Source organism: Plantibacter sp. MCCC 1A11337 (assembly GCF_013349365.1).
In the GTDB taxonomy this organism is placed as follows: domain Bacteria; phylum Actinomycetota; class Actinomycetes; order Actinomycetales; family Microbacteriaceae; genus Plantibacter; species Plantibacter flavus_A.
The window spans coordinates 440,640-460,190 of record NZ_JABJWX010000001.1 but is presented as its reverse complement, the minus strand read 5'-3'; the positions used below and the strand labels follow the sequence as shown (position 1 = coordinate 460,190).

19 protein-coding genes and 2 tRNA genes are annotated in these 19,551 nt (G+C 69.3%); 12 read left to right on the top strand and 9 right to left on the bottom strand.

Going from position 1 to position 19,551, the window contains the following annotated elements:
* Nucleotides 1–4: 4 nt before the first annotated feature.
* A complete protein-coding gene (locus HOW07_RS02090; protein ID WP_064293639.1) occupies nucleotides 5–673 on the bottom strand; it encodes a trimeric intracellular cation channel family protein in 669 nt (222 codons plus the stop codon).
* An 83-nt stretch (nucleotides 674–756) separates the two neighbouring features.
* Here HOW07_RS02090 and recO point away from each other — a divergent pair, with 83 nt between their 5' ends.
* The 3 genes from recO to HOW07_RS02075 are packed head-to-tail and all read left to right on the top strand — an operon-like array spanning nucleotide 757 to nucleotide 3,021.
* Nucleotides 757–1,494 carry a DNA repair protein RecO gene (recO, locus tag HOW07_RS02085; protein ID WP_175115956.1) on the top strand — a complete coding sequence of 246 codons (738 nt, stop codon included), beginning with the start codon at nucleotides 757–759 and terminating at the stop codon, nucleotides 1,492–1,494.
* Nucleotides 1,491–2,312 carry an isoprenyl transferase gene (locus HOW07_RS02080; protein ID WP_175115955.1) on the top strand — a complete coding sequence of 274 codons (822 nt, stop codon included), beginning with the start codon at nucleotides 1,491–1,493 and terminating at the stop codon, nucleotides 2,310–2,312. The genes recO and HOW07_RS02080 overlap by 4 nt, the downstream gene beginning before the upstream one ends.
* A gap of 28 nt (nucleotides 2,313–2,340) precedes the next feature.
* The gene (locus HOW07_RS02075; protein ID WP_085510728.1) at nucleotides 2,341–3,021 is read left to right on the top strand and encodes a DsbA family protein; all 681 of its coding nucleotides are present in this window, start codon (nucleotides 2,341–2,343) and stop codon (nucleotides 3,019–3,021) included.
* A 136-nt stretch (nucleotides 3,022–3,157) separates the two neighbouring features.
* Here the strand turns inward: HOW07_RS02075 and HOW07_RS02070 are convergent, their stop codons facing one another.
* Nucleotides 3,158–3,676: an aminoacyl-tRNA deacylase gene (locus HOW07_RS02070; protein WP_175115954.1), complete on the bottom strand. Its 519-nt coding sequence runs from the start codon at nucleotides 3,674–3,676 to the stop codon at nucleotides 3,158–3,160.
* Nucleotides 3,677–3,727: 51 nt separating this feature from the next.
* Between HOW07_RS02070 and dusB the strand changes: the two genes are divergently transcribed.
* From dusB to HOW07_RS02045, 5 genes are all read left to right on the top strand, one after another.
* On the top strand, nucleotides 3,728–4,888 hold the full coding sequence (dusB, locus tag HOW07_RS02065; RefSeq protein WP_121290946.1) for a tRNA dihydrouridine synthase DusB: 1,161 nt from the start codon (nucleotides 3,728–3,730) through the stop codon (nucleotides 4,886–4,888).
* Nucleotides 4,889–4,913: 25 nt separating this feature from the next.
* A complete protein-coding gene (locus tag HOW07_RS02060) occupies nucleotides 4,914–6,161 on the top strand; it encodes a deoxyguanosinetriphosphate triphosphohydrolase (protein ID WP_085511054.1) in 1,248 nt (415 codons plus the stop codon).
* An 88-nt stretch (nucleotides 6,162–6,249) separates the two neighbouring features.
* Nucleotides 6,250–8,124 carry a DNA primase gene (gene dnaG, locus HOW07_RS02055; RefSeq protein ID WP_175115953.1) on the top strand — a complete coding sequence of 625 codons (1,875 nt, stop codon included), beginning with the start codon at nucleotides 6,250–6,252 and terminating at the stop codon, nucleotides 8,122–8,124.
* Between the two features lie 101 nt (nucleotides 8,125–8,225).
* Nucleotides 8,226–9,074, top strand: a complete 849-nt coding sequence (locus HOW07_RS02050; RefSeq protein WP_064293646.1) for an ATP-binding cassette domain-containing protein — start codon at nucleotides 8,226–8,228, stop codon at nucleotides 9,072–9,074.
* Between the two features lie 94 nt (nucleotides 9,075–9,168).
* Nucleotides 9,169–9,241 (top strand) — tRNA-Asn (locus tag HOW07_RS02045).
* A gap of 199 nt (nucleotides 9,242–9,440) precedes the next feature.
* Here HOW07_RS02045 and def read toward each other — a convergent pair.
* Nucleotides 9,441–10,007: a peptide deformylase gene (gene def, locus HOW07_RS02040; protein ID WP_175115952.1), complete on the bottom strand. Its 567-nt coding sequence runs from the start codon at nucleotides 10,005–10,007 to the stop codon at nucleotides 9,441–9,443.
* A gap of 70 nt (nucleotides 10,008–10,077) precedes the next feature.
* On the opposite strand from def, the gene HOW07_RS02035 reads away from it, so the two are divergent.
* From HOW07_RS02035 to HOW07_RS02025, 3 genes are all read left to right on the top strand, one after another.
* Nucleotides 10,078–11,058 carry a DMT family transporter gene (locus HOW07_RS02035; protein WP_371743551.1) on the top strand — a complete coding sequence of 327 codons (981 nt, stop codon included), beginning with the start codon at nucleotides 10,078–10,080 and terminating at the stop codon, nucleotides 11,056–11,058.
* A 122-nt stretch (nucleotides 11,059–11,180) separates the two neighbouring features.
* Complete coding sequence (locus tag HOW07_RS02030; RefSeq protein ID WP_217485077.1) at nucleotides 11,181–12,461, top strand: glycosyltransferase; 1,281 nt, start codon at nucleotides 11,181–11,183, stop codon at nucleotides 12,459–12,461.
* A gap of 40 nt (nucleotides 12,462–12,501) precedes the next feature.
* Nucleotides 12,502–12,576: transfer RNA gene (locus tag HOW07_RS02025), tRNA-Ile, on the top strand.
* Between the two features lie 149 nt (nucleotides 12,577–12,725).
* Here HOW07_RS02025 and HOW07_RS02020 read toward each other — a convergent pair.
* On the bottom strand, nucleotides 12,726–13,628 hold the full coding sequence (locus tag HOW07_RS02020; protein ID WP_175116483.1) for an ROK family protein: 903 nt from the start codon (nucleotides 13,626–13,628) through the stop codon (nucleotides 12,726–12,728).
* A 216-nt stretch (nucleotides 13,629–13,844) separates the two neighbouring features.
* Here HOW07_RS02020 and HOW07_RS02015 point away from each other — a divergent pair, with 216 nt between their 5' ends.
* On the top strand, nucleotides 13,845–14,348 hold the full coding sequence (locus HOW07_RS02015) for a DUF3145 domain-containing protein (RefSeq protein WP_064293650.1): 504 nt from the start codon (nucleotides 13,845–13,847) through the stop codon (nucleotides 14,346–14,348).
* A gap of 199 nt (nucleotides 14,349–14,547) precedes the next feature.
* Here the strand turns inward: HOW07_RS02015 and HOW07_RS02010 are convergent, their stop codons facing one another.
* From HOW07_RS02010 to HOW07_RS01990, 5 genes are all read right to left on the bottom strand, one after another.
* The gene (locus HOW07_RS02010) at nucleotides 14,548–15,786 is read right to left on the bottom strand and encodes a beta-ketoacyl synthase (RefSeq protein WP_071260783.1); all 1,239 of its coding nucleotides are present in this window, start codon (nucleotides 15,784–15,786) and stop codon (nucleotides 14,548–14,550) included.
* A 139-nt stretch (nucleotides 15,787–15,925) separates the two neighbouring features.
* Nucleotides 15,926–16,174: an acyl carrier protein gene (locus HOW07_RS02005; RefSeq protein ID WP_056006457.1), complete on the bottom strand. Its 249-nt coding sequence runs from the start codon at nucleotides 16,172–16,174 to the stop codon at nucleotides 15,926–15,928.
* A 59-nt stretch (nucleotides 16,175–16,233) separates the two neighbouring features.
* A complete protein-coding gene (locus tag HOW07_RS02000) occupies nucleotides 16,234–17,238 on the bottom strand; it encodes a beta-ketoacyl-ACP synthase III (RefSeq protein WP_175115951.1) in 1,005 nt (334 codons plus the stop codon).
* 20 nt (nucleotides 17,239–17,258) lie between these two features.
* Nucleotides 17,259–18,182 (bottom strand): ACP S-malonyltransferase, encoded by a 924-nt coding sequence (locus tag HOW07_RS01995; protein ID WP_071260780.1) that lies wholly within the window; start codon nucleotides 18,180–18,182, stop codon nucleotides 17,259–17,261.
* 112 nt (nucleotides 18,183–18,294) lie between these two features.
* A complete protein-coding gene (locus HOW07_RS01990) occupies nucleotides 18,295–19,539 on the bottom strand; it encodes a helix-turn-helix domain-containing protein (protein ID WP_175115950.1) in 1,245 nt (414 codons plus the stop codon).
* Nucleotides 19,540–19,551 lie beyond the last annotated feature (12 nt).

Here is a 19,551-nt window from a genome sequence, read left to right as displayed (position 1 = left end):
CGACTCAGCCGCGCGTCGAGCGGCGCCAGATCCGCCATCCGCCGATCTGGCGCTGCTCGGGCAACGTCCACCCGAACCGGACGGCCAGGAGGCGGATCACCGCGGTCGAGGAGACACCGACGATCGCCGCGACCCCGAGTGGCGCACCGAAGGTCACGGCGAGGACGAGGAGGGCGGTCCCGACCGCGGCCGCCACGGCGTAGAGCGACCCGACGTGCATGAGGGCGACGGGGACGCCGAGCATGACGTCGCGGAGGACCGATCCACCGACGGCCGAGACGGTGCCGACGAAGATCGCCGGGATGACCGGCAGACCGGCTGCCAGGGCCTTGGTGGAACCGATCGCTCCGAACATGCCGATCGTCAGGGCGTCGAGACCGATGATGACGGGTCCGAGCCTCGTGATGGTGCGCAGGAGGAACATGCCGAGCAGTGCGGCCCCCGAGGCGACGGGGAGGTACCAGTTGTTCTGGAGGGACGCCGGCACCTGTCCGAGGAGGATGTCGCGGATGAGACCACCACCGAGTCCGACGACGACGCCGATGATGGCGACGCCGAGCCAGTCGAGCTGACGATCCTGGAACCGGGCCGCGAACATGGCACCCTGGACGGCGCCGATCGCGACCGCCGAGAGGTCGACCCACAGCGGAACGACGAAGAGGACCTCGTTCACGGCTTCATCTCTCCAGGCGCTCCTTCGATCCCCGACGGCGGTTCCCGGGTCACGTTGTCGGTGCGAGGCGGGATAATCGATGCGTGCCGGTATATCGAGACGAAGTGGTGGTGTTGCGGACCCACAAGCTCGGCGAGGCCGATCGCATCGTCACCATGCTCTCACGCAGCAGGGGCAAGATCCGGGCGGTCGCGAAGGGTGTCCGTCGCACGGGCTCGAAGTTCGGGTCCCGGCTCGAGCCGTTCATGGTCGCAGACGTGCAGTTCTACGAGGGCCGTAGTCTCGACACCATCACCCAGGCCGAGTCGCTCGGTTCGTACGGCGCCGGGATCAGCGCCGACTACGGAAGCTACACGGCCGCGAGCGCGATGGTGGAGACGGCCGATCGCCTGACCGAGTCCGAGGGTTCCCTCCAGCAGTACCTGCTCCTCGTCGGCGCCCTGCGGTCGCTCTCGAAGCACGAGCACGGTCCGCGGCTCACGCTCGACTCCTACCTGCTCCGGGCCTTCTCGCTCGCCGGTTGGGCACCGAGTTTCGGGGCCTGCTCGCGGTGCGGCACGGAGGGCGAGTACTCACACGTGGTCGTGCAGCTCGGCGGGGTCGTCTGCGACGACTGCGCGCCCTCGGGCAGCCCTCGGCTGGACGCCGACACCCTCTCGCTCCTCGGAGCACTGCTCTCCGGTGACTGGGAGTACGCGGAGGCCGCCGCCGAGCAGACGGCTTCACGCGCGAGCGGGTTCACCGCCGCCTACGCGCAATGGCATCTGGAGCGCGGCCTGCGGTCGCTCGCGCACCTCGAACAGGATCGGAGCCGCGGGTGACCCCGAAGACCTACACCCACCGCGACGCGGTGCCGTTCAAGCCGATCGATTGGACGGGGGAGGTCCCGCCATCGCTCGCGAAGGGTGAGGTGCCGTCGCACGTCGCGATCGTCATGGACGGCAACGGCCGGTGGGCGAACCGACGCGGGCTCACACGGGTCGAAGGGCACAAGGCGGGCGAGGCCGCACTCCTCGACGTCGTGGCCGGTGCCCTGCAACTCGGGATCAAGCACCTGTCGGTGTACGCGTTCTCGACGGAGAACTGGAAGCGCTCACCCGACGAGGTCCGCTTCCTCATGGGGTTCAACCGCGAGGTGCTCCATCGACGGCGCGACCAACTGAACGAGTGGGGCGTGCGCGTGCGCTGGTCGGGGCGTCGGCCGCGGTTGTGGACCTCCGTCATCAAGGAGCTCCAGACGGCGGAGGAGCTGACGCGCGGCAACGACCGCCTGACGCTCACCATGTGCGTCAACTACGGCGGGCGCAACGAGATCGTCGACGCGGTCCGCAGCATCGCCGACGACGTCGCCGCCGGCCGCATCAAGCCGTCGGCCGTCTCGGAGCGTCTCGTCCAGAGCCGGCTCTACCTGCCCGACCTGCCGGACGTCGACCTCTTCGTCCGGAGCTCCGGAGAGCAGCGCACCAGCAACTTCCAACTGTGGCAGTCGGCTTACGCGGAGATGGTCTTCCTCGACACCCTCTGGCCCGACTTCGGTCGGCGTCAGCTCTGGGAGGCCGTCGAGCGGTACGCCGGACGCGACCGTCGCTTCGGCGGGGCGCGCGACGTGCCAGACGCCCCGGCGCCCCCGGGGGAATGAGCGACGGGTGTCGGTGGTTGGCCCTGACATGAGTGAACCCATCAAGATCGACATCTGGTCCGACATCGCCTGCCCGTGGTGCTACATCGGCAAGCGCAAATTCGAGCGGGGTGCGGCGGAGTTCGCACAGCTCGGCGACGGACGCGAGGTCGAGGTCGAGTACCACTCCTTCGAGCTGGCACCCGACACCCCGGTCGACTTCGACGGCACCGAGATCGACTTCCTCGTGAAGCACAAGGGCATGCCGGCCGACCAGGTGCAGCAGATGCTCGATCGGGTGACGGGGATCGCCTCGGACGCCGGTCTCGAGTACGACTTCGGCATCCTCCAGCACACGAACACGGTGAAGGCGCACGAGCTCCTGCACCTCGCCAAGGCGGAGGGGAAGCAGCTCGAGATGACCGAGCGCCTCCTGCGTGCCTACTTCACCGAGGGCCGTCATGTCGGTCGCATCGAGGACCTCGCCGACCTCGCCGTCGAGGTGGGGCTCGACCGGTCCGCCGTGGTCTCGGCGCTGGAATCCGGCCAGTACACGCAGGCGGTCCGCGAGGACCAGGCGACGGCACAGGGGTACGGCATCCAGGGCGTCCCGTTCTTCGTCATCGACGGTGCCTACGGGGTGTCCGGGGCGCAGGAAGCGGCCGCGTTCACGCAGGTTCTCGAGCAGGTCTGGACGGAGCGCGCGAGCACCGAGCCGGTGCAGGCGTGAGCACGGAGACGACGTCGCCTGAGCGCAGCGTCGGCGATCGACAGCCCGTGACGGTCCGACCGGCGCTCCGACTCCTCGGGGGCGACGCCGTCGTCTGCGAGGGTGACAGTTGCCTCGTGCCCCCGTCGGAGCCGGCTCAGGACTGAGGGTCCTCCGGCTCGGTGAGGTCCGCGGTGACGGCGCCGATGGCGGTGAGGTACTCCGCCGCGTCGACGAAGGCGCTCCACCCGTGCTCGCCGGCGCCGATCGAGATGCGCCCACCGCGCTCGAGGATGCGCTCATCCGCGTAGACGGGGAGCGGAGCGCTCGCGCCGAGGACGGTGATGGTGCCGCGCTCGTAGCCGGTCGCCTGGAACGCGGTCGCCGCGTCCGGCATCGCGAGCTTGTTCACACCGAGCAGCGTGCGGAACGGCGGCCAGGAGATCTTGCGGCCGCCCGGCACGAGGGCGAAGAGGTAGTCGCCGCTGCGTCGATTCACGACGATCGTCTTGACGATGTCCGCGGGCTCGATGCCGAGCAGCTCCGCCGCCTCGTGGAGACTGCGCGCGGGCGGTCGCTCGACCAGTTCCACGTCGAGACCGAGTGCGGCGGCCGCTGCTCGGACGCGCTCGCGGCCGGACGGCTGGAGGTCGGCGGGCGGGACGGCGTCTGACATGTGGTCCTCACTGGGCGCGGGAGCGCCGATCATCTGGGAGAATCGAGGGTGATGTCTCTTCCTACCACGCTCTCGCAGCGCCCGAGCCTCGCGATCGGGCCCATCAAGCTCGACTCGCCGGTCGTGCTCGCCCCCATGGCCGGGATCACCAACACGGCGTTCCGTCGACTGTGCCGCGAATACGGTGCCGGCCTGTACGTCAGCGAGATGATCACCTCGCGCGCGCTCGTCGAACGCACGCCGGAGACCATGCGGCTCATCCAGCACCACGAGAGCGAGACGCTCCGCTCCATCCAGCTCTACGGCGTCGACCCGAAGACGGTCTCAGAGGCCGTCACCATGCTCGTCGCCGAGGATCGCGCCGACCACATCGACCTCAACTTCGGCTGCCCGGTGCCCAAGGTCACCCGCAAGGGTGGGGGAGCGGCGCTGCCCTGGAAGACCGGGCTCTTCCGCGACATCGTCGAGGGCGCGGTCCGTGCGGCCGGCGACGTCCCGCTCACGATCAAGATGCGCAAGGGCATCGACTCCGACCACCTCACCTACCTCGAGGCCGGTCGGATCGCCGAGGGCGCCGGTGTGGCGTCGATCGCGTTGCACGCCAGGACCGCCGCCGAGTTCTACTCCGGACACGCGGACTGGTCGGCGATCACCAAGCTCAAGGAGACGGTCACCTCGGTGCCGGTCCTCGGGAACGGCGACATCTGGTCGGGCGAGGACGCCCTCAGGATGGTCGACGAGACGGGGTGCGACGGCGTCGTCGTGGGCCGCGGTTGCCTCGGTCGCCCCTGGCTCTTCGGCGACCTCAGCTCGGCGTTCGCGGGCGAGGGCGGCAAGGCGGAGCCGTCCCTCGGCGACGTCGCGGCAGCGTTCCGGCGTCACGCCGAGCTCCTGGCCGAGTTCTTCGAGAGCGAGGAGCGCGGCTGCCGCGACATCCGGAAGCACGTCGCCTGGTACTTCAAGGGCTACCCCGTCGGCGGAGACCTCCGCGCGAGCCTCGCGACCGTGGAGTCGCTCGACCAGCTCGACGACCTCCTCGCGACCCTCGACTGGACGGCCCCCTACCCGGGTGCCGCAGCCGAAGGCCAGCGCGGGCGCGCGGGCACGCCGAAACGACCTGCGCTGCCGTACGGCTGGCTCGACTCGCAGTCGCTGGGCGCCGACGAGCAGACCGAGATCGCGGGAGCGGAACTGGACCACAGTGGCGGATAGCATCATCGAGCGGGGGAGCGTCTCCATGGACCGGGACGGCTACACCCTGCACGACGAAGAACGCTGGATGCCCGAGCACCACTCGACGCGACGCTCCGACTTCGCGCGCGATCGTGCACGGCTCTTGCACTCCAGTGCCCTGCGGCGACTCGCCGCAAAGACCCAGGTGCTCAGCCCGACGAGCGGTGTCGACTTCGCCCGGAACCGGCTGACGCACTCGCTCGAGGTCGCTCAGGTCGGTCGAGAGCTGGCCGCCAGCCTCGACCTCGCTCCGGACGTCGTCGACACGGCGTGCCTCGCACACGACCTCGGTCACCCGCCGTTCGGTCACAACGGCGAACGAGCGCTCAACGACTGGTCCGCCGCGATCGGCGGGTTCGAGGGCAACGCCCAGACCCTGCGGATCCTCACGCGCCTCGAATCCAAGGTCTTCGGTCCCGACGGCGAGCCGTACGGTCTGAACCTCACGCGCGCGAGCCTCGACGCCAGCTGCAAGTACCCGTGGCCGGCCGCCCAGTCGGTGCCGGATCCCGGTGGTCGCGCCAAGTTCGGGTTCTTCGACGAGGACTCCGCGGCCTTCCGCTGGTTGCGAGCCGGCGCTCCCGAGCGCGTCCGCTGCGTCGAGGCGCAGGTCATGGACCTCGCGGACGACATCGCCTACTCCGTGCACGACTTCGAGGACGCCGTCGTCGGGGAGTACATCGACCCGGCGTTCCTGAACGCGCGCGCAGGACACGATCGCCTCATCGACACCGCACTGTCCTGGGCCGGCGACGACTTCACCCATGACGACCTCGCCGCCGCCTTCGACCGGCTGCAGTCCTCGCACACCTGGATCACCGCCTGGGACGGCTCCCGGCGCGACCTCGGTCGGCTCAAGAACTTCACGAGCCAGATGATCGGTCGGTTCGCCGGTGCGGCGACCGCGGCGACGCGGGAGGCCTTCCCGCAGGCCAGCCTCGTGCGGTTCGGTGCCGACGTCGTGGTGCCCCATGGCATCCAGGCCGAGATCGCCCTCCTCAAGGGGATCGTCGCCGCGTTCGTGATGTACAGCGACTCCCGCCAGCCGCTGTACGTCCGGCAGCGCGAGATCCTCATCGAACTGTCGGACGCGGTGTTCGCGCTCGGTGAGTCGGCACTCGACGTCGGCTTCGCGGCGGACTGGCGGGCAGCCGGGTCCGACGCGGAACGCCGTCGCGTCGTCGTCGACCAGATCGCGAGCCTGACCGATCAGAGCGCCCTCTCCTGGCACGAACGGCACGTCGGCGCCTGACGCTCCTCCACACGGGAGCGGGTCTCCGACTCCGCTGCGCGGAGCCCCTCAGGGATGGACGATGGACGCACGAGACTAGGATCGAAGCATGGCCGGACGGATTCGACAGAGCGATGTTGAAGAGGTCAAGGCACGCACCAACATCGGCGACGTCGTCGGCGACTACGTCTCGCTGAAGTCCGCCGGCGTCGGCTCGCTGAAGGGCTTGTGCCCCTTCCACGACGAACGCAGTCCGAGCTTCCATGTGCGCCCCACGGTCGGGCTGTACCACTGCTTCGGCTGTGGCGAGAGCGGCGACGTCTACAGCTTCCTGCAGAAGATGGACCATGTGACGTTCGCGGAGTCGGTGGAACGTCTCGCGCAGCGCATCGGGTACCCGCTCAGCTACGAGGAGGGCGGCGGCAAGGTCGATCACGGCAACCGGGCTCGCCTCTTCGCCGCCAACCAGGCTGCCGCCGAGTACTTCCAGCAGCAGCTCCACGACGGCGACGCCGACCTCGGGCGGCGGTTCCTCGGCGAACGCGGCTTCGACGCCGCCGCCGCCGACCACTTCGGGATCGGGTTCGCGCCTGTCGGCTGGGACCACCTCATGAAGGCGCTGCGGTCCCGCGGATTCTCCGACGAGGAGATGCTCGCGGCCGGACTCGTGTCGAGCGGCGACCGCGGGGTCTACGACCGGTTCCGCGGACGCCTCATCTGGCCCATCCGCGACACGACCGGGCAGGTGCTCGGCTTCGGCGCCCGGCGCCTCCGCGACGACGACAAGGGTCCGAAATACCTCAACACCCCGGAGACGGCGATCTACCACAAGGCCCAGGTCCTCTACGGCCTCGACCTCGCCAAACGCGACATCTCGCGCGGCAAGCGGGTCGTCGTCGTCGAGGGGTACACCGACGTCATGGCCTGCCACCTGGCGGGGGAGACCACCGCGGTGGCGACCTGCGGGACCTCGTTCGGGGTCGACCACATCAAGATGATCCGCCGCGTCATGGGCGACGACTCCGCCAGCGGTGAGGTCATCTTCACCTTCGACCCTGACGAGGCGGGGCAGAAGGCCGCGACGCGTGCGTTCGGTGAGGAGAAGCGCTTCTCCGCCCAGACGTACGTCGCGGTGTCCTCCGACGGCCTCGACCCCTGCGACCTCCGGCTCAACCGCGGCGACGGCGCCATCCGGAAACTCGTCGACGGCCGAGAGCCGATGTTCGAGTTCATCATCCGGCGGACGCTGGCGGGCTTCGACCTCGAGACGGTCGAGGGTCGCGTCGGCGCACTCCGTGCGGCCGCGCCGGTCGTCGCCGAGATCCGCGACCCCTCGCTCCGTCCCGGGTACACCCGGGTGCTCGCGAAGCAGCTCGGCATGGAACTCGACGAGGTGGCCCGCGCCGTGCGGGCTGCCGGCGGTGCCGCCGCAGGAGGCTCGCAGAACTCCGCACGAGACGCCCGCCAGCAGGGCCCCGGCGCACCCGCTGCCGAGCCGCCGCGCGAGCGACAGGCCTCGCTCAACGACCTGCCCAAGGACCCGTCGACGCGCCTCGAGCAAGACGCCCTCCGTGCGATCCTGCAGCTGCCCCAGCACCTCGAACGCCCCATGCTGGAGCGCGCGGTCCAGAGCTCGGTCGCCAACAGTTCCCTCGCCGTGGTGCGCGACGCCATGAGTGTGAGCCTCGACCAACTCGGGACCAACGCCTGGCTCGAGACCGTCATCGCACAGGTCCCACCCGGCTTCGACGGACTGGTACGCGAGCTCGGAGTGTCCCCACTGCCCGAGACGAACGAGGAGAAGCTGCCGAGCTATGTCCGGGACATCGCGCGGGCGCTGATCGACCGCGACCTCCTCGGCCGGAAGGCGGCGCTGCTCGGGTCGTTGCGTCGCACCGACCCCCGCGACGAGTCGCATCGGGAGATCACCCGGCAGCTTGCAGACGTCGAGGCGGAACGGCGAGCGCTCCGCGCCGAGGCCTGACGCGGTCTGCCTCCACCGAGCGTGGCACGTGGCCCCGCCGGGATCGCCGGATACACTCGATGGCGATCCGGTGGCTCCCGTGCACCGGAAGGAGAGGTCTCATGAAGCACCCAGAGCAGGACGGCCCCGCGGTCCGGGCGAGTGATCTGAGCGTCGACTACGCCGCGCACGGCGTGAGTCCGAGCAATCGAGCGCTGGACGGCATCAGCTTCGAGCTGCCCGTCGGCGGCTCGCTCGGGGTCATCGGCAGCTCGGGATCGGGGAAGAGCACGCTCCTGCGGGTGCTGTCCGGACGCCACCTGACCGGAGCGGACTCCCGTCCGTTCGTGTCCGGCGGCGACGTGAGCACGCTCGGTCGCTCCATGCGCAAGGTGGGCCGCAGAGAACTCACGAAGCTCACGTTCGAGGTGTCGCTGCTCGAGCAGGAGGCCGGTGCGCACCTGAAGCCCGAGCTCACCGTCACGGAGCTCATCTCGGAACCGGTCCTGGCGCGCGACAAGAAGTTCAGCGAGCAGGCGCTCGGCGTCCGGGTCGCCACCTTGCTGGACGCCGTGCAGATGCCGCTCTCCAGCCTCGACAAGTACCCGTACGAGCTGAGTGGTGGTCAGCGGCAGCGGATCGCCATCGCGCGCGCCCTCGTCCTCGGCCCGAAGGTGTTCATCGCCGACGAACCGACGGCCGGCATCGACATCACGGTCCGGCACACGGTGACCGAGTTGCTCGACGGGTTCCGACGCGACGGCGGTACGGTCATCGTCGTGACACACGACCTCGCCATGCTCCGCGAGGTGACCGACGACGTGCTGGCGCTCCACCAGTCGCGGGTCGTTGGCTACGGCCCGATCGACGCGATGCTCGCCGATCCGCCGCACGAGTTCCTCGCGGCGCTCGCCCAGTCGGGCGGCACCGAGACCCAGTACGAGACGCCCGAGGCCGTCGGCATCGATTGATCGCGTGTCGATTTGGCGTCTGCGAATCCTTTGCTACAGTAGATACGCGCTGCAACGCAGAGGCCGGATCCGTCCGGCCGGTCGAAGCTCGTATTCCTCGATAGCTCAATTGGCAGAGCAATCGACTGTTAATCGATAGGTTGTTGGTTCGAGTCCAACTCGAGGAGCTGTACAGAATCCCTCGGTCCATCAGGACCGAGGGATTCGTCGTTGGCGGCCGGTTTCACGAAACCGGCGGGGACGCCGTAGACTGGACAACGAGGCCCGAAGACTCCACTCTTCGGGCCTCGTTGCATGTCCGGACACCCTGCGCCTGTCGAGGTGACGCCGTATCGATCGTGCCGGCGTCGTGTCCGTCGAGCTGGTTCAGCCCTCGAGGTCGTCGCGACCCGGCAGCCAGGAGATCCCGGGGACGCCCCAGCCAGCCTTGCGGATCGCCTTCGCCGCCCGGCGCGAGTGTGGCAGTTCGAGGCGGTCCACGTAGAGCACACCGTTGAGGTGGTCGAACTCGTGCTGCAGGATGCGTGCGCGCCAGCCGACGACCCGCAGCTCGACCGGGTCGCCCTCGAGGTCGGTCCCGGTGAGCATGGCTGCTTCCGCGCGACGGAGCGGGTGCCGCTCGCCGGGGACGGAGAGGCAGCCCTCCGACTCGGCCTCCTCGTCGAGCTCGCCCACCGGCGGGGGACTGATCCACAGCACCGGGTTGATCGCGACGCCACGCCACGGCTGGCCGTCGTCGTCCTCGTAGCTGTAGACGAAGAGGCGGAGCGGGACGCCGACCTGCGGGGCCGCGAGTCCGACGCCGGGAGCGAGGTCCATGGTCTCGTACATGTCGGCGACGAGCCGACGAAGATCGTCGTCCACCGTGGTGACCGGCCGGGCGACGGAGTGGAGCACCGGGTCACCGGTCACACAGATCTCGAGAATTGCCATTGCTCGAGCCTATCCGCTGGGCTCGGCCTGCCGCGCCGGGATCGGCGGCACCGCGGGGTACCCTCGACGGGTGATCCCCTCCGCCATCGACATCGCCGACCTCGCGGACGACTTCACCCGCAACCCCTCGCAGCTCCTCGGTATCCCGTTCGCGCTCCTCGGCGCTGTCTTCCTCTCGCTCGGCGCGCAGCTGCAGCACCGGGGCGTGGCCAAGGTCGAGTCGTCGAGCGGCACCGACGCGACATCGGGGCTCAACGTCGCTCAGCTCCTGGCGCTGCTCAGTCGGCCGTCCTGGGTGACCGGAACGGTGATGCTCGGGCTCGCGATCGTGCTCCAGCTCGGCAGCCTGTCCCTCGCACCGATCACCCTCGTCCAGCCGTTGGGTGCGGTCGCGCTCGTCATCACGGCGGTGGTGAACAGCAGGATCAGCGGCGTCCGGTTGAACCGTCGATCGGTCGTCGCGATCGTCGCCTGCGTCGGCGGCGTCGGACTGTTCGTGACGATCGCGGCGGTCTTCACGGGCGAGCATCGGATCACCGAGGTCGAGCTCGTCACGATCCTGGTGATGCTCGGTGTCGTGCTCGTCGTGTTCGGGCTCGGCTTCATGGTGTTCCGCTCCCGCTTCACGGCCATCTTCTACATCGTCGGGACCGGCGTGCTCTACGGCTTCGTCGCGACGCTCGCCAAGGTCATCATCGGACGGCTGCAGCAGGGCGATTTCGACTGGCTCACGGTCCTCTGCGGGCTCGGCCTCGTCGCCGCGAGTGCGCTCGGCGGCTACTTCGTGCAGACCGCCTACTCCTCGGGGCCTCCCGACCTGGTCATCGCGGGCCTCACCGTCATCGATCCGATGATCGCGGTCGGCATCGGCATCATCGTGCTGGGGGAGGCGAGCAACGCACCGTTCTGGGCGGGCTTCGGCTTCGTCGTGGCCGGCGCGATCGCCGTGTGGGGGGTCTTCCAGCTCGCTCGCCATCACCCACAGGTGAGCCAGACGCCGGCGGCCGCAGCAGCCGCGAAGGCCCTCGCGACCGGCGACGCGCCCGCCTGAGCCCTGGAGCCCGAACGGGCTGCAGGTATGCTTGAGCATGGCGTTCCGCGCCGCATCAGGGTCGTGAGCGACCGCCCGCACCCCTCACATCACTGGCCAAGCACAGAGGAATCACCGATACCTTGACTTCTCCCGACGACCAGCACCTCGCGAAGGCGTCCAGCACGACGCCGAGCGCCGACACCCACAAGCCGCTGCGGGTGGTCATCGGCGCCGACACCTTCTCGCCCGACGTGAACGGCGCCGCACGCTTCGCCGAGCGCCTTGCGGCCGGACTCGTCCGCCGAGGCCACGACGTCCACATCGTCGCGCCCGCGGGCTCGCGCAAGTTCGGCACGTGGAAGGAGACCCACGAGGGTCAGACGATGACGGCGCACCGCCTCTTCAGTCTCCGGTGGTACCCGCACGACTGGCTGCGCTTCGCGATGCCGTGGTCGATGCGACGGAACGCCCGGAAGATCCTCGACCGCGTGAAGCCCGACGTCGTGCACCTGCAGTCGCACATCGTGGTGGGCCGTGGTCTCTCGATCGAGGCCGAGCAACGCGGCATCCGCATGGTGGCGACGAACCACATCATGCCCGACAACATCCTCGACTTCACCGTCATCCCCAAGCGCACCCAGGAGTGGCTCGTCCGGACGCAGTGGGCTGCCGCCCGTCGGGTCTTCGATCGTGCCTTCGCCGTGACGACCCCGACGCGCAAGGCCGCCGACTTCCTGGAGCAGTTCACGGGCCTGAACGGTGTGCACGCGATCTCCTGCGGGATCGAGGCCGGACAGTACACGCCGTCGTTCGAACCGCGGAAACGGAACACCATCCTCTTCGTGGGTCGCATCACGAGCGAGAAGCAGATCGACGTGCTCCTTCGTGCGCTCACGAAACTCCCGAAGGAACTCGATGCCCACGTCGACGTCATCGGTGGCGGCGACCAGGCGAAGAACCTCGAGCAGCTGACCCAGCAGCTCGGCATCGGTGACCGCGTCCGATTCCTCGGCAAGGTGTCCGACGATGAGGTGAAGCAGGCCTACACGAACGCCACCGTCTTCGCGATGCCGTCCATCGCCGAGCTGCAGAGCATCGCGACGATGGAGGCCATGGCCTCCGGTCTCCCGGTGGTCGCGGCCGACGCCATGGCGCTGCCCCACCTCGTGCACGATCAGGTCAACGGGTACCTGTTCGAGCCGGGCAACGTCGACGCTCTGGCCGAGCGGCTCGCCACGGTACTCGGCGCCTCGCCCGAGGAGTACCGCCGGATGCAGGACGCATCGTTGGAGCTCGTCTCCGCACACGACATCGAGCGCACGCTCGACACCTTCGAAGCGCTCTACCGCGGCGAGCAGGTCGTCGACCCGACGACCGAGCGTCACACGGCGACCGCAGACCGCCAGGAATCCGCGGACTGACTCCCGCCCGGCAGGCCACTCGGTACACTGGGTTCCGCGCGGGGCGGTAGCCAAGCTGGTTAAGGCATTCGGCTCATAACCGAACGATGCGTGGGTTCAAGTCCCACCCGCCCTACCGATATCCGGTCCTTGAGCTTGTCGAAGGGGCCCTTCGACAAGCTCAGGGACCGGTGCGGGGTTACTCAGGGACCGGTGCGGGGTTGCTCAGGGACCGGGATGGGGCGGCTCGGGGACCGGTGGCGTTCCGGATCGGGACGTGCGCGTTCAGTCCGCAAGGACGAGGGCGGCGGCGCCGATGAGCGGCCCGTCGGCGTCGAGCCCGGCCGGGACCACGCGCAGCTCACTGGCGTAGGTGTGCAGCGCAGCCGCGGTCGCAGCCTCTTGGACGAGGTCGAGGTAGTCGGGCGAGACCCGCGAGAAGCCGCCGCCGATCGCGACGCGTTCCAGGTCGAGCAGGGTGGTGATGCTGCAAAGGGCTTCGCCGACGGCCTCGGCGGAACGTCGGACGGCGCGAATCGCGATCTCCGTTCCCGCTGCGTAGTCGGCCCCGAGCTGTTCGCCCGTCGCGCCGGTCCATCCCTGGGCGCGCGCCCAGGCGACCGTCGCGGTCCCTGACGCGATGCCCTCCAACGTCCAGGGCGTGCCGACGGCATCCGGTTCGCGTCGGCGGAGCTGCATCTGTCCGAGGTGGCCGGCGTTGCCCGAGGTGCCGGGGACGAGTCGGGATCCGAGGATGATCCCGCCACCGATCCCGGTGGAGACGACGATGCCCATACAGTTCTCGGTTCCGCGGAGTGCGCCCTGCCAGTGCTCGGCCAGGGCGATGCAGGTGCCGTCGAGTCGGAGTTCCACCGGACCGGACGTGAAGCGCCGGACCTCCGCCACGACGGGGAAGTCGGCGAGTCGGGGGAGGTTGATCGGCGAGACGGTGCCGTCGGTCCTGCCGATGGGGCCGGCCGAACCGATCCCGACTCCGGACACCGGCCCGCCATGGGCCTCGACGCTCCGTTCGGCGGTCTGGAGGATCGACGCCACGAGCTCCTCGCGGGTGGCCGCGGCGCCCGTCGGACCGCGGAACCGGGTGCCGGGCATGATTCGTCCCTCGGCGTCGACGACGGCCGCTTCGACCTTCGTGCCGCCGATGTCGATCGCCAGGGCCTCGTGCATCACCGCTCCATCCTGGATGGCCCTCGGTCCGGACCGGCTCCCGATCCAGCGTACTGGGAACGACACGGTTGTCATTCCTCCAGGTCATGGGGCATAATGCTCGTATCGGCGCGAGTCGAACAACTGCATACACGGAGGTCCGGTCAGCCGGACACCGACATGGATCACACTGCATGGGTCGTTGGGGAAGACGCACCCGGACGCAGTGGAGGAATCATGTCGACACCGATGACGAAGGGTGTGCTGTTCGTGCACTCCTCGCCTCGCGCGCTCTGCCCGCACCTCGAATGGGCGGCAGGTCGCGCTCTTGGCCGTGCCATCAGTTTCGACTGGGAAGACCAGCCGATCCTCCGTGGCGCGCAGCGTGCCGAGGTCTTCTGGGAAGGCCCGCACGGTACCGGAGCCGCACTCGCCTCAGCCTTGCGCGGGTGGGAGCACCTCCGCTACGAGGTGAGTGAAGACCCGGCCCAGGGCGTCGACGGTGCCCGTTGGATGCACACGCCCGACCTCGGGATCTTCTACGCACAGACCGACAGCATCGGCAACGTCGTCGTCCCGGAGGATCGCATCAGGTACGCCATGGAGGTCGGCGCCGGGAACGCCGCCGAACTCCAGCGCGAACTCCGCGTCGCGCTGGGACAGCCATGGGACGACGAACTCGAGCCGTTCCGTCACGCCGGCGACGGGTCCTCCGTCATCTGGCTGCACAACGTGGGCTGATCCGGCCCCGCCGGCGCGGCGGCACCGCGCATGCGAGACAACTTCACAGACGACAGGGTGCCCACGTGGCGTGGACCGTGCGAGGTCGGTGACACTCCCGGCAGACACGAGGTGACGAAACGGCGGCACCCTGGTCAGTAGACGACGACGGGTCGTGGTGCATGCACCACGACCCGTCGTCGTCTCCGTCGCGGACGGCTCAGTAGCTCCGGAACGCGACGACCGCGTTGTGGCCGCCGAACCCGAACGAGTTGCTGATGGCGAGCAGGTCGCCGGACCCGAGCTCACGCGGCGTCGTGACGACGTCGAGCGGGATCTCCGGGTCCTGGTTGTCGAGGTTGATGGTCGGTGGGATGACCCGGTGGTGCAGGGCGAGCGCCGTGTAGGCCGCTTCGATGGCACCCGCGCCGCCGAGGAGGTGGCCGGTCGAGGCCTTGGTCGCCGTCACGGCGATGTCGTCGAGGTGGGCACCGAAGACCCGACGCAGCGCGTTGTACTCCGCGATGTCGCCGACAGGCGTGCTCGTGGCGTGTGCGTTGACGTGCACGACGTCGTCGAGCGACGCGCCGCCGTTCTCGACGGCCGCACGCATGGCGCGGGCCGCAGCCGAACCCTCGGGGTCGGGAGCGGTGATGTGGTAGGCGTCGCTCGTCACCGCACCACCGAGGAGCTCGGCGTAGATGCGGGCGCCACGGGCCTTGGCGTGCTCCTCGGTCTCGACGATGAGCGCCGCAGCACCCTCACCGAGGACGAAGCCGTCGCGGTCGACGTCGTAGGGACGCGAGGCGATGGCGGGGTCGTCGTTGCGCTTGGACAACGCCTGCATCGCAGCGAAGGACGCGAGCGGGAGCGGGTGGATGGCGGCTTCGGAGCCACCGGCCACGACGATGTCGGCGAGGCCGGCCTGGAGGTGGTCGTAGGCGTTGGCGAGCGACTCGGTGCTGGAAGCGCAGGCGGAGACGACGGTGCGCTCCCCGCCTCGGGCGCCGAGGTCCATGCCGATCGCCGCTGCCGGGCCGTTCGGCATGAGCATCGGGACGGTCATGGGGAGGACGCGGCGGGGGCCCTTCTCGCGCAGGGTGTCCCAGGCGTCGAGGAGCGTCCACACGCCGCCGATGCCGGTGGCCCAGTCGACGAGGAGTCGCTCCGGGTCGACCTCTGGAGCGCCGGCGTCCTGCCAGGCTTCGCGCGCGGCGATCAGAGCGAACTGGCTCGACGGGTCGAGGCGCTTGACCTCACGGCGATCGAGGATGTCCGCGGTGGGGACAGCTGCCTGCGCGGCGAAGCGTACGGGCAGCTCGAGCTCCTCAGCCCACGGCTGCTCAAGACGGCTCGCACCGCTCTTGCCGGCGAGGAGATTGTCCCAGGAGTCGGTGGCGTTGCCGCCGAGGGGAGTGGTGGCACCGATGCCGGTGATGACGATGCGTTTGGTGGTCATTCAGTCAAACCTTCTGTGGAGACGACGAGGGGATCCGAGCCCTGCGGCGGTCGAGCGCGTGTCCGGACGGACGAGCCGCCTCGAACGCCGAAGGGCCGGTCGGCCAACTGCCGGCCGACCCTTCAGCACTGCGCTGGGACTAGCCCTGAGCCTTGACGATGAAGTCGACGGCGTCGCCGACGGTCTTCAGGTTCTTGACCTCTTCGTCCGGGATCTTCACGTCGAACTTCTCCTCCGCGTTGACGACGATGGTCATCATGGAGATCGAGTCGATGTCGAGGTCGTCGGTGAACGACTTGTCCAGCTCGACGGTGTCGGTCGCGATGCCGGTCTCGTCGTTGATCAGCTCGGCCAGGCCGGCGAGGACTTCTTCGGTGGACAGTGCCATTGTTCTACTCCTTGGGTGAGGTTTGACCGTAGTCGAGTGTAGTCGCGTCGGGCGTCCTGCTACGGCAGGACGACGACCTGAGCGCCGAAGACCAGTCCGGCACCGAACCCGATCTGCAGGGCGAGACCGCCGCTGAGCTCGGGGTGCCCCTGGAGGAGCCGGTGGGTGGCGAGCGGGATGGACGCCGCCGAGGTGTTGCCGGTGGTCTCGATGTCGCGCGCGATGACGACGGTCTCCGGCAGCTTGAGCTGCTTGGCGAACTCGTCGACGATGCGCATGTTGGCCTGGTGGGGGATGAAGGCCGCGAGGTCGGAGGCCTCGACGCCCGCTTCCTCCAGGGCCTGCTTGGCGACCTTGGCCATCTCCCAGACCGCCCATCGGAAGACCGTCTGGCCCTCCTGACGCAGGGTCGGCCAGGCGGCGGTGCCGTCGCGGAACTCGGTGAGCGTGCCGCTCATGCCGACGGCGTCGGCCTTCGAGCCGTCGGATCCCCACACCGTGGGGGAGATGCCGGGGAAATCGCTCGGTCCGACGACGGCCGCGCCTGCTCCGTCACCGAGGAGGAACGAGATCGACCGGTCGGTCGGATCGACGATGTCGGACAGCTTCTCGGCGCCGATGACGAGCGCGTAGTGGGCCGCGCCCGATCGGATGAGCGCGTCGGCCTGGGCGATCGCGTAGGCGTATCCGGCACACGCGGCGTTGAGGTCGTAGGCGGCAGCAGGGTTCGCTCCGACGCGGTCGGCCACGACGGCCGCCATCGACGGGGACTGCTGGACGTTGCTGATCGTCGCGATGAGGACCAGGTCGACCTGCTCGGCCGAGATGCCTGCGGCCGCGATGGCCTCCGTACCGGCTTCGGCAGCGAGGTCGACGGCGCTGACGTCCGCGGACGCCCTCGTGCGGGTGACGATGCCGGTGCGCTGCTGGATCCACTCGTCGGACGAGTTGATCGGACCGACGAGGTCGTCGTTCGGGACGCTGAGGTCTCCGCGAGCTGCGCCGAGGCCGAGGATGCGGGTGAACTCGGGACCGCGCGACTGCTTGAGGGTGGGGGTGGTCATTGACTGGTTCTCCGTCTGCGCTACTGCTGGGCGATGAGGTCGAGGGCTGCCGGCAGGTCGTCGGGGGTCTTGATGGCGACCGTCGGCACGCCCTTCAGGCCGCGACGTGCGAGTCCGGTGAGCGCCCCGGCGGGGGCGAGCTCGATGAGTCCGGTGATCCCTGCGGCGCTGAACGCGTCCATGCACAGGTCCCAGCGTACCGGGGAGGCGACCTGACCGATGAGGAGGTCGAAGAACGCCGTACCCGAGGTGACCTCGGTGCCGTCGTGGTTCGTCCAGATGCGGAGCGTCGGATCCTGGGGCTCGACCGTGCGGCTCGCCCCGGCCAGCCAGTCGCGGGCCGACTGCATGTAGCTCGTGTGGAAGGCGCCTGCGACCTGCAGCGGGATCACCCGAGTGCCCTTGAGCGGCTCGTCGGCGAGGCGGGCGAGGGCGTCGTGCGCGCCGGCGACGACGATCTGGCCGCCGCCGTTGTAGTTGGCCGGCTCCAGCCCAAAGGAACGGACGTGCGCGACGACGGCGTCCTGGTCGCCACCGAGGACGGCACTCATGCCCGTCGGGGTGGTGGCTGCGGCTTCGGCCATGGCCACGGCGCGTTCGCTCACGAAGCTCATGGCGTCGCTGTCCGAGAGGATGCCGGCGCCGTAGGCCGCGGTGATCTCGCCGACGGAGTGTCCGGCGATGCCGCCGAACGGCGCGGCGTCGGTGGGGAGGGCCTTCCGCAGGGCGTCCAAGGCGACGATGCCGGCCGCGACGATGAGTGGCTGGGCCACCGCGGTGTCGCGGATGGTGTCGGCGTCGGAGACGGTGCCGTGCTTGACGAGGTCGAGTCCGGCTTCGTCGGAGAAGCGCGCGAGCGCGTCCTTCGCGGAGGCGTCCTGCAACCAGGGGTCGAGGAAGCCGGGGGTTTGGGAGCCCTGTCCAGGGCAGGCGATGACGATCACCGCTCTAGTCTGCCAACCGGAGGACGCCGAGCAGTGGAGCAACACCACGAACCTTTGGAAAATGTGTTGTGTGGACTCCACAACACGAACCGGTCGAGCGGCCCAGCGAGCGTCAGGAGGTCAGCCGACGTCGGGACTGCTCAGGCTCAGCGATGGCACCGAGGATGAGGGCCGCCTGCAGGATGAGCGACTCGCGGGCACCCGTCGCGTCCCAGCCGATGACCTCGGAGACCCGCTTGAGGCGGTACCGGACCGTGTTGGGGTGCACGAACAGCTCGCGCGCCGTCGCTTCGAGCGAGCGGCCGTTGTCGAGGTAGCACCAGAGCGTCGTCACGAGCTCGCCGGAGTAGTCCTTGAGCGGGCGGTAGACCCGCTCGATGAGCGTGGTCTTCGCGAGGTTGTCGCCGGCGAGTGCGCGCTCCGGAAGGAGGTCGTCCGCCGCGACCGGTCGAGGAGCGTGACGCCAGGACTTCGCCACGGCGAACCCGGCGAGGGCGGCCTTCGCGCTCCGTGACGCCTCGATGAGCGAGGGCACGGCATGACCGAGCACCAGGTGCCCCGGACCGAATCCGTGCTCGAGCTTGGCGGCGATGTCGAGGAAGGTGAGTTGTGAGCTCGTGCGGGCGTCTGCGGCCGCCTGTTCCACCTCGTCGACGGGCTCACCGTCTCCTGAATCGGTGCTGGGCAGCTCGGCGCGACCGAGGACGAGCACGAGCCGGTTGCCCTGGACGCCGATGAGGACGTCGGCGTCGAGGTGTCGGGCGGTCCGGCGGAGCATGTCGACATCGAGCACCCGTGGGGTCGTCCCGACCAGGACGCAGGCCTCCCCGTGACCGTGCCACCCGAGGGCGGCGATCCGGCTGGGCAACTCGTCGTCGGCCTCGCCACTGAGGATCGAGTCGACGACGAGGGCCTCGAGGCGGGCGTCCCAGAGTCCGCGGGCTTCTGCCGCACGGGCGTACACATCGGCCGAGGCGAACGCGATGTCGCGCGAGTAGAGGAGGATCGCCTCGCGGAGGTCGACGCTTCCGGACGCGACGCGTTCCTCGACGACCTCGACGGTGACCTTGATGAGTTGCAGCGTCTGCTGCAGGCTGACGGAACGGAGCAGCTCGCGAGGAGCCGCCCCGAACACGTCGGCGGCGATCCACGGCGTCGACCGGGGATCGTCGAACCACGAGATGAACGAACTGATGCCCGCCTGAGCCACCAGGCCGACCGCTGAGCGGCGGCCTGGTGGCATCTCGGCGTACCAGGGAAGGGTGTCCTCGAGGCGTTTGAGCGTCGCGGTCGCGAGCTCACCCGAGATCCGGCGGAGCCAGTCGAGTGTCTCGGCCTTCGTCTTCGTCTTCGTCACCGTGGTAGCGAT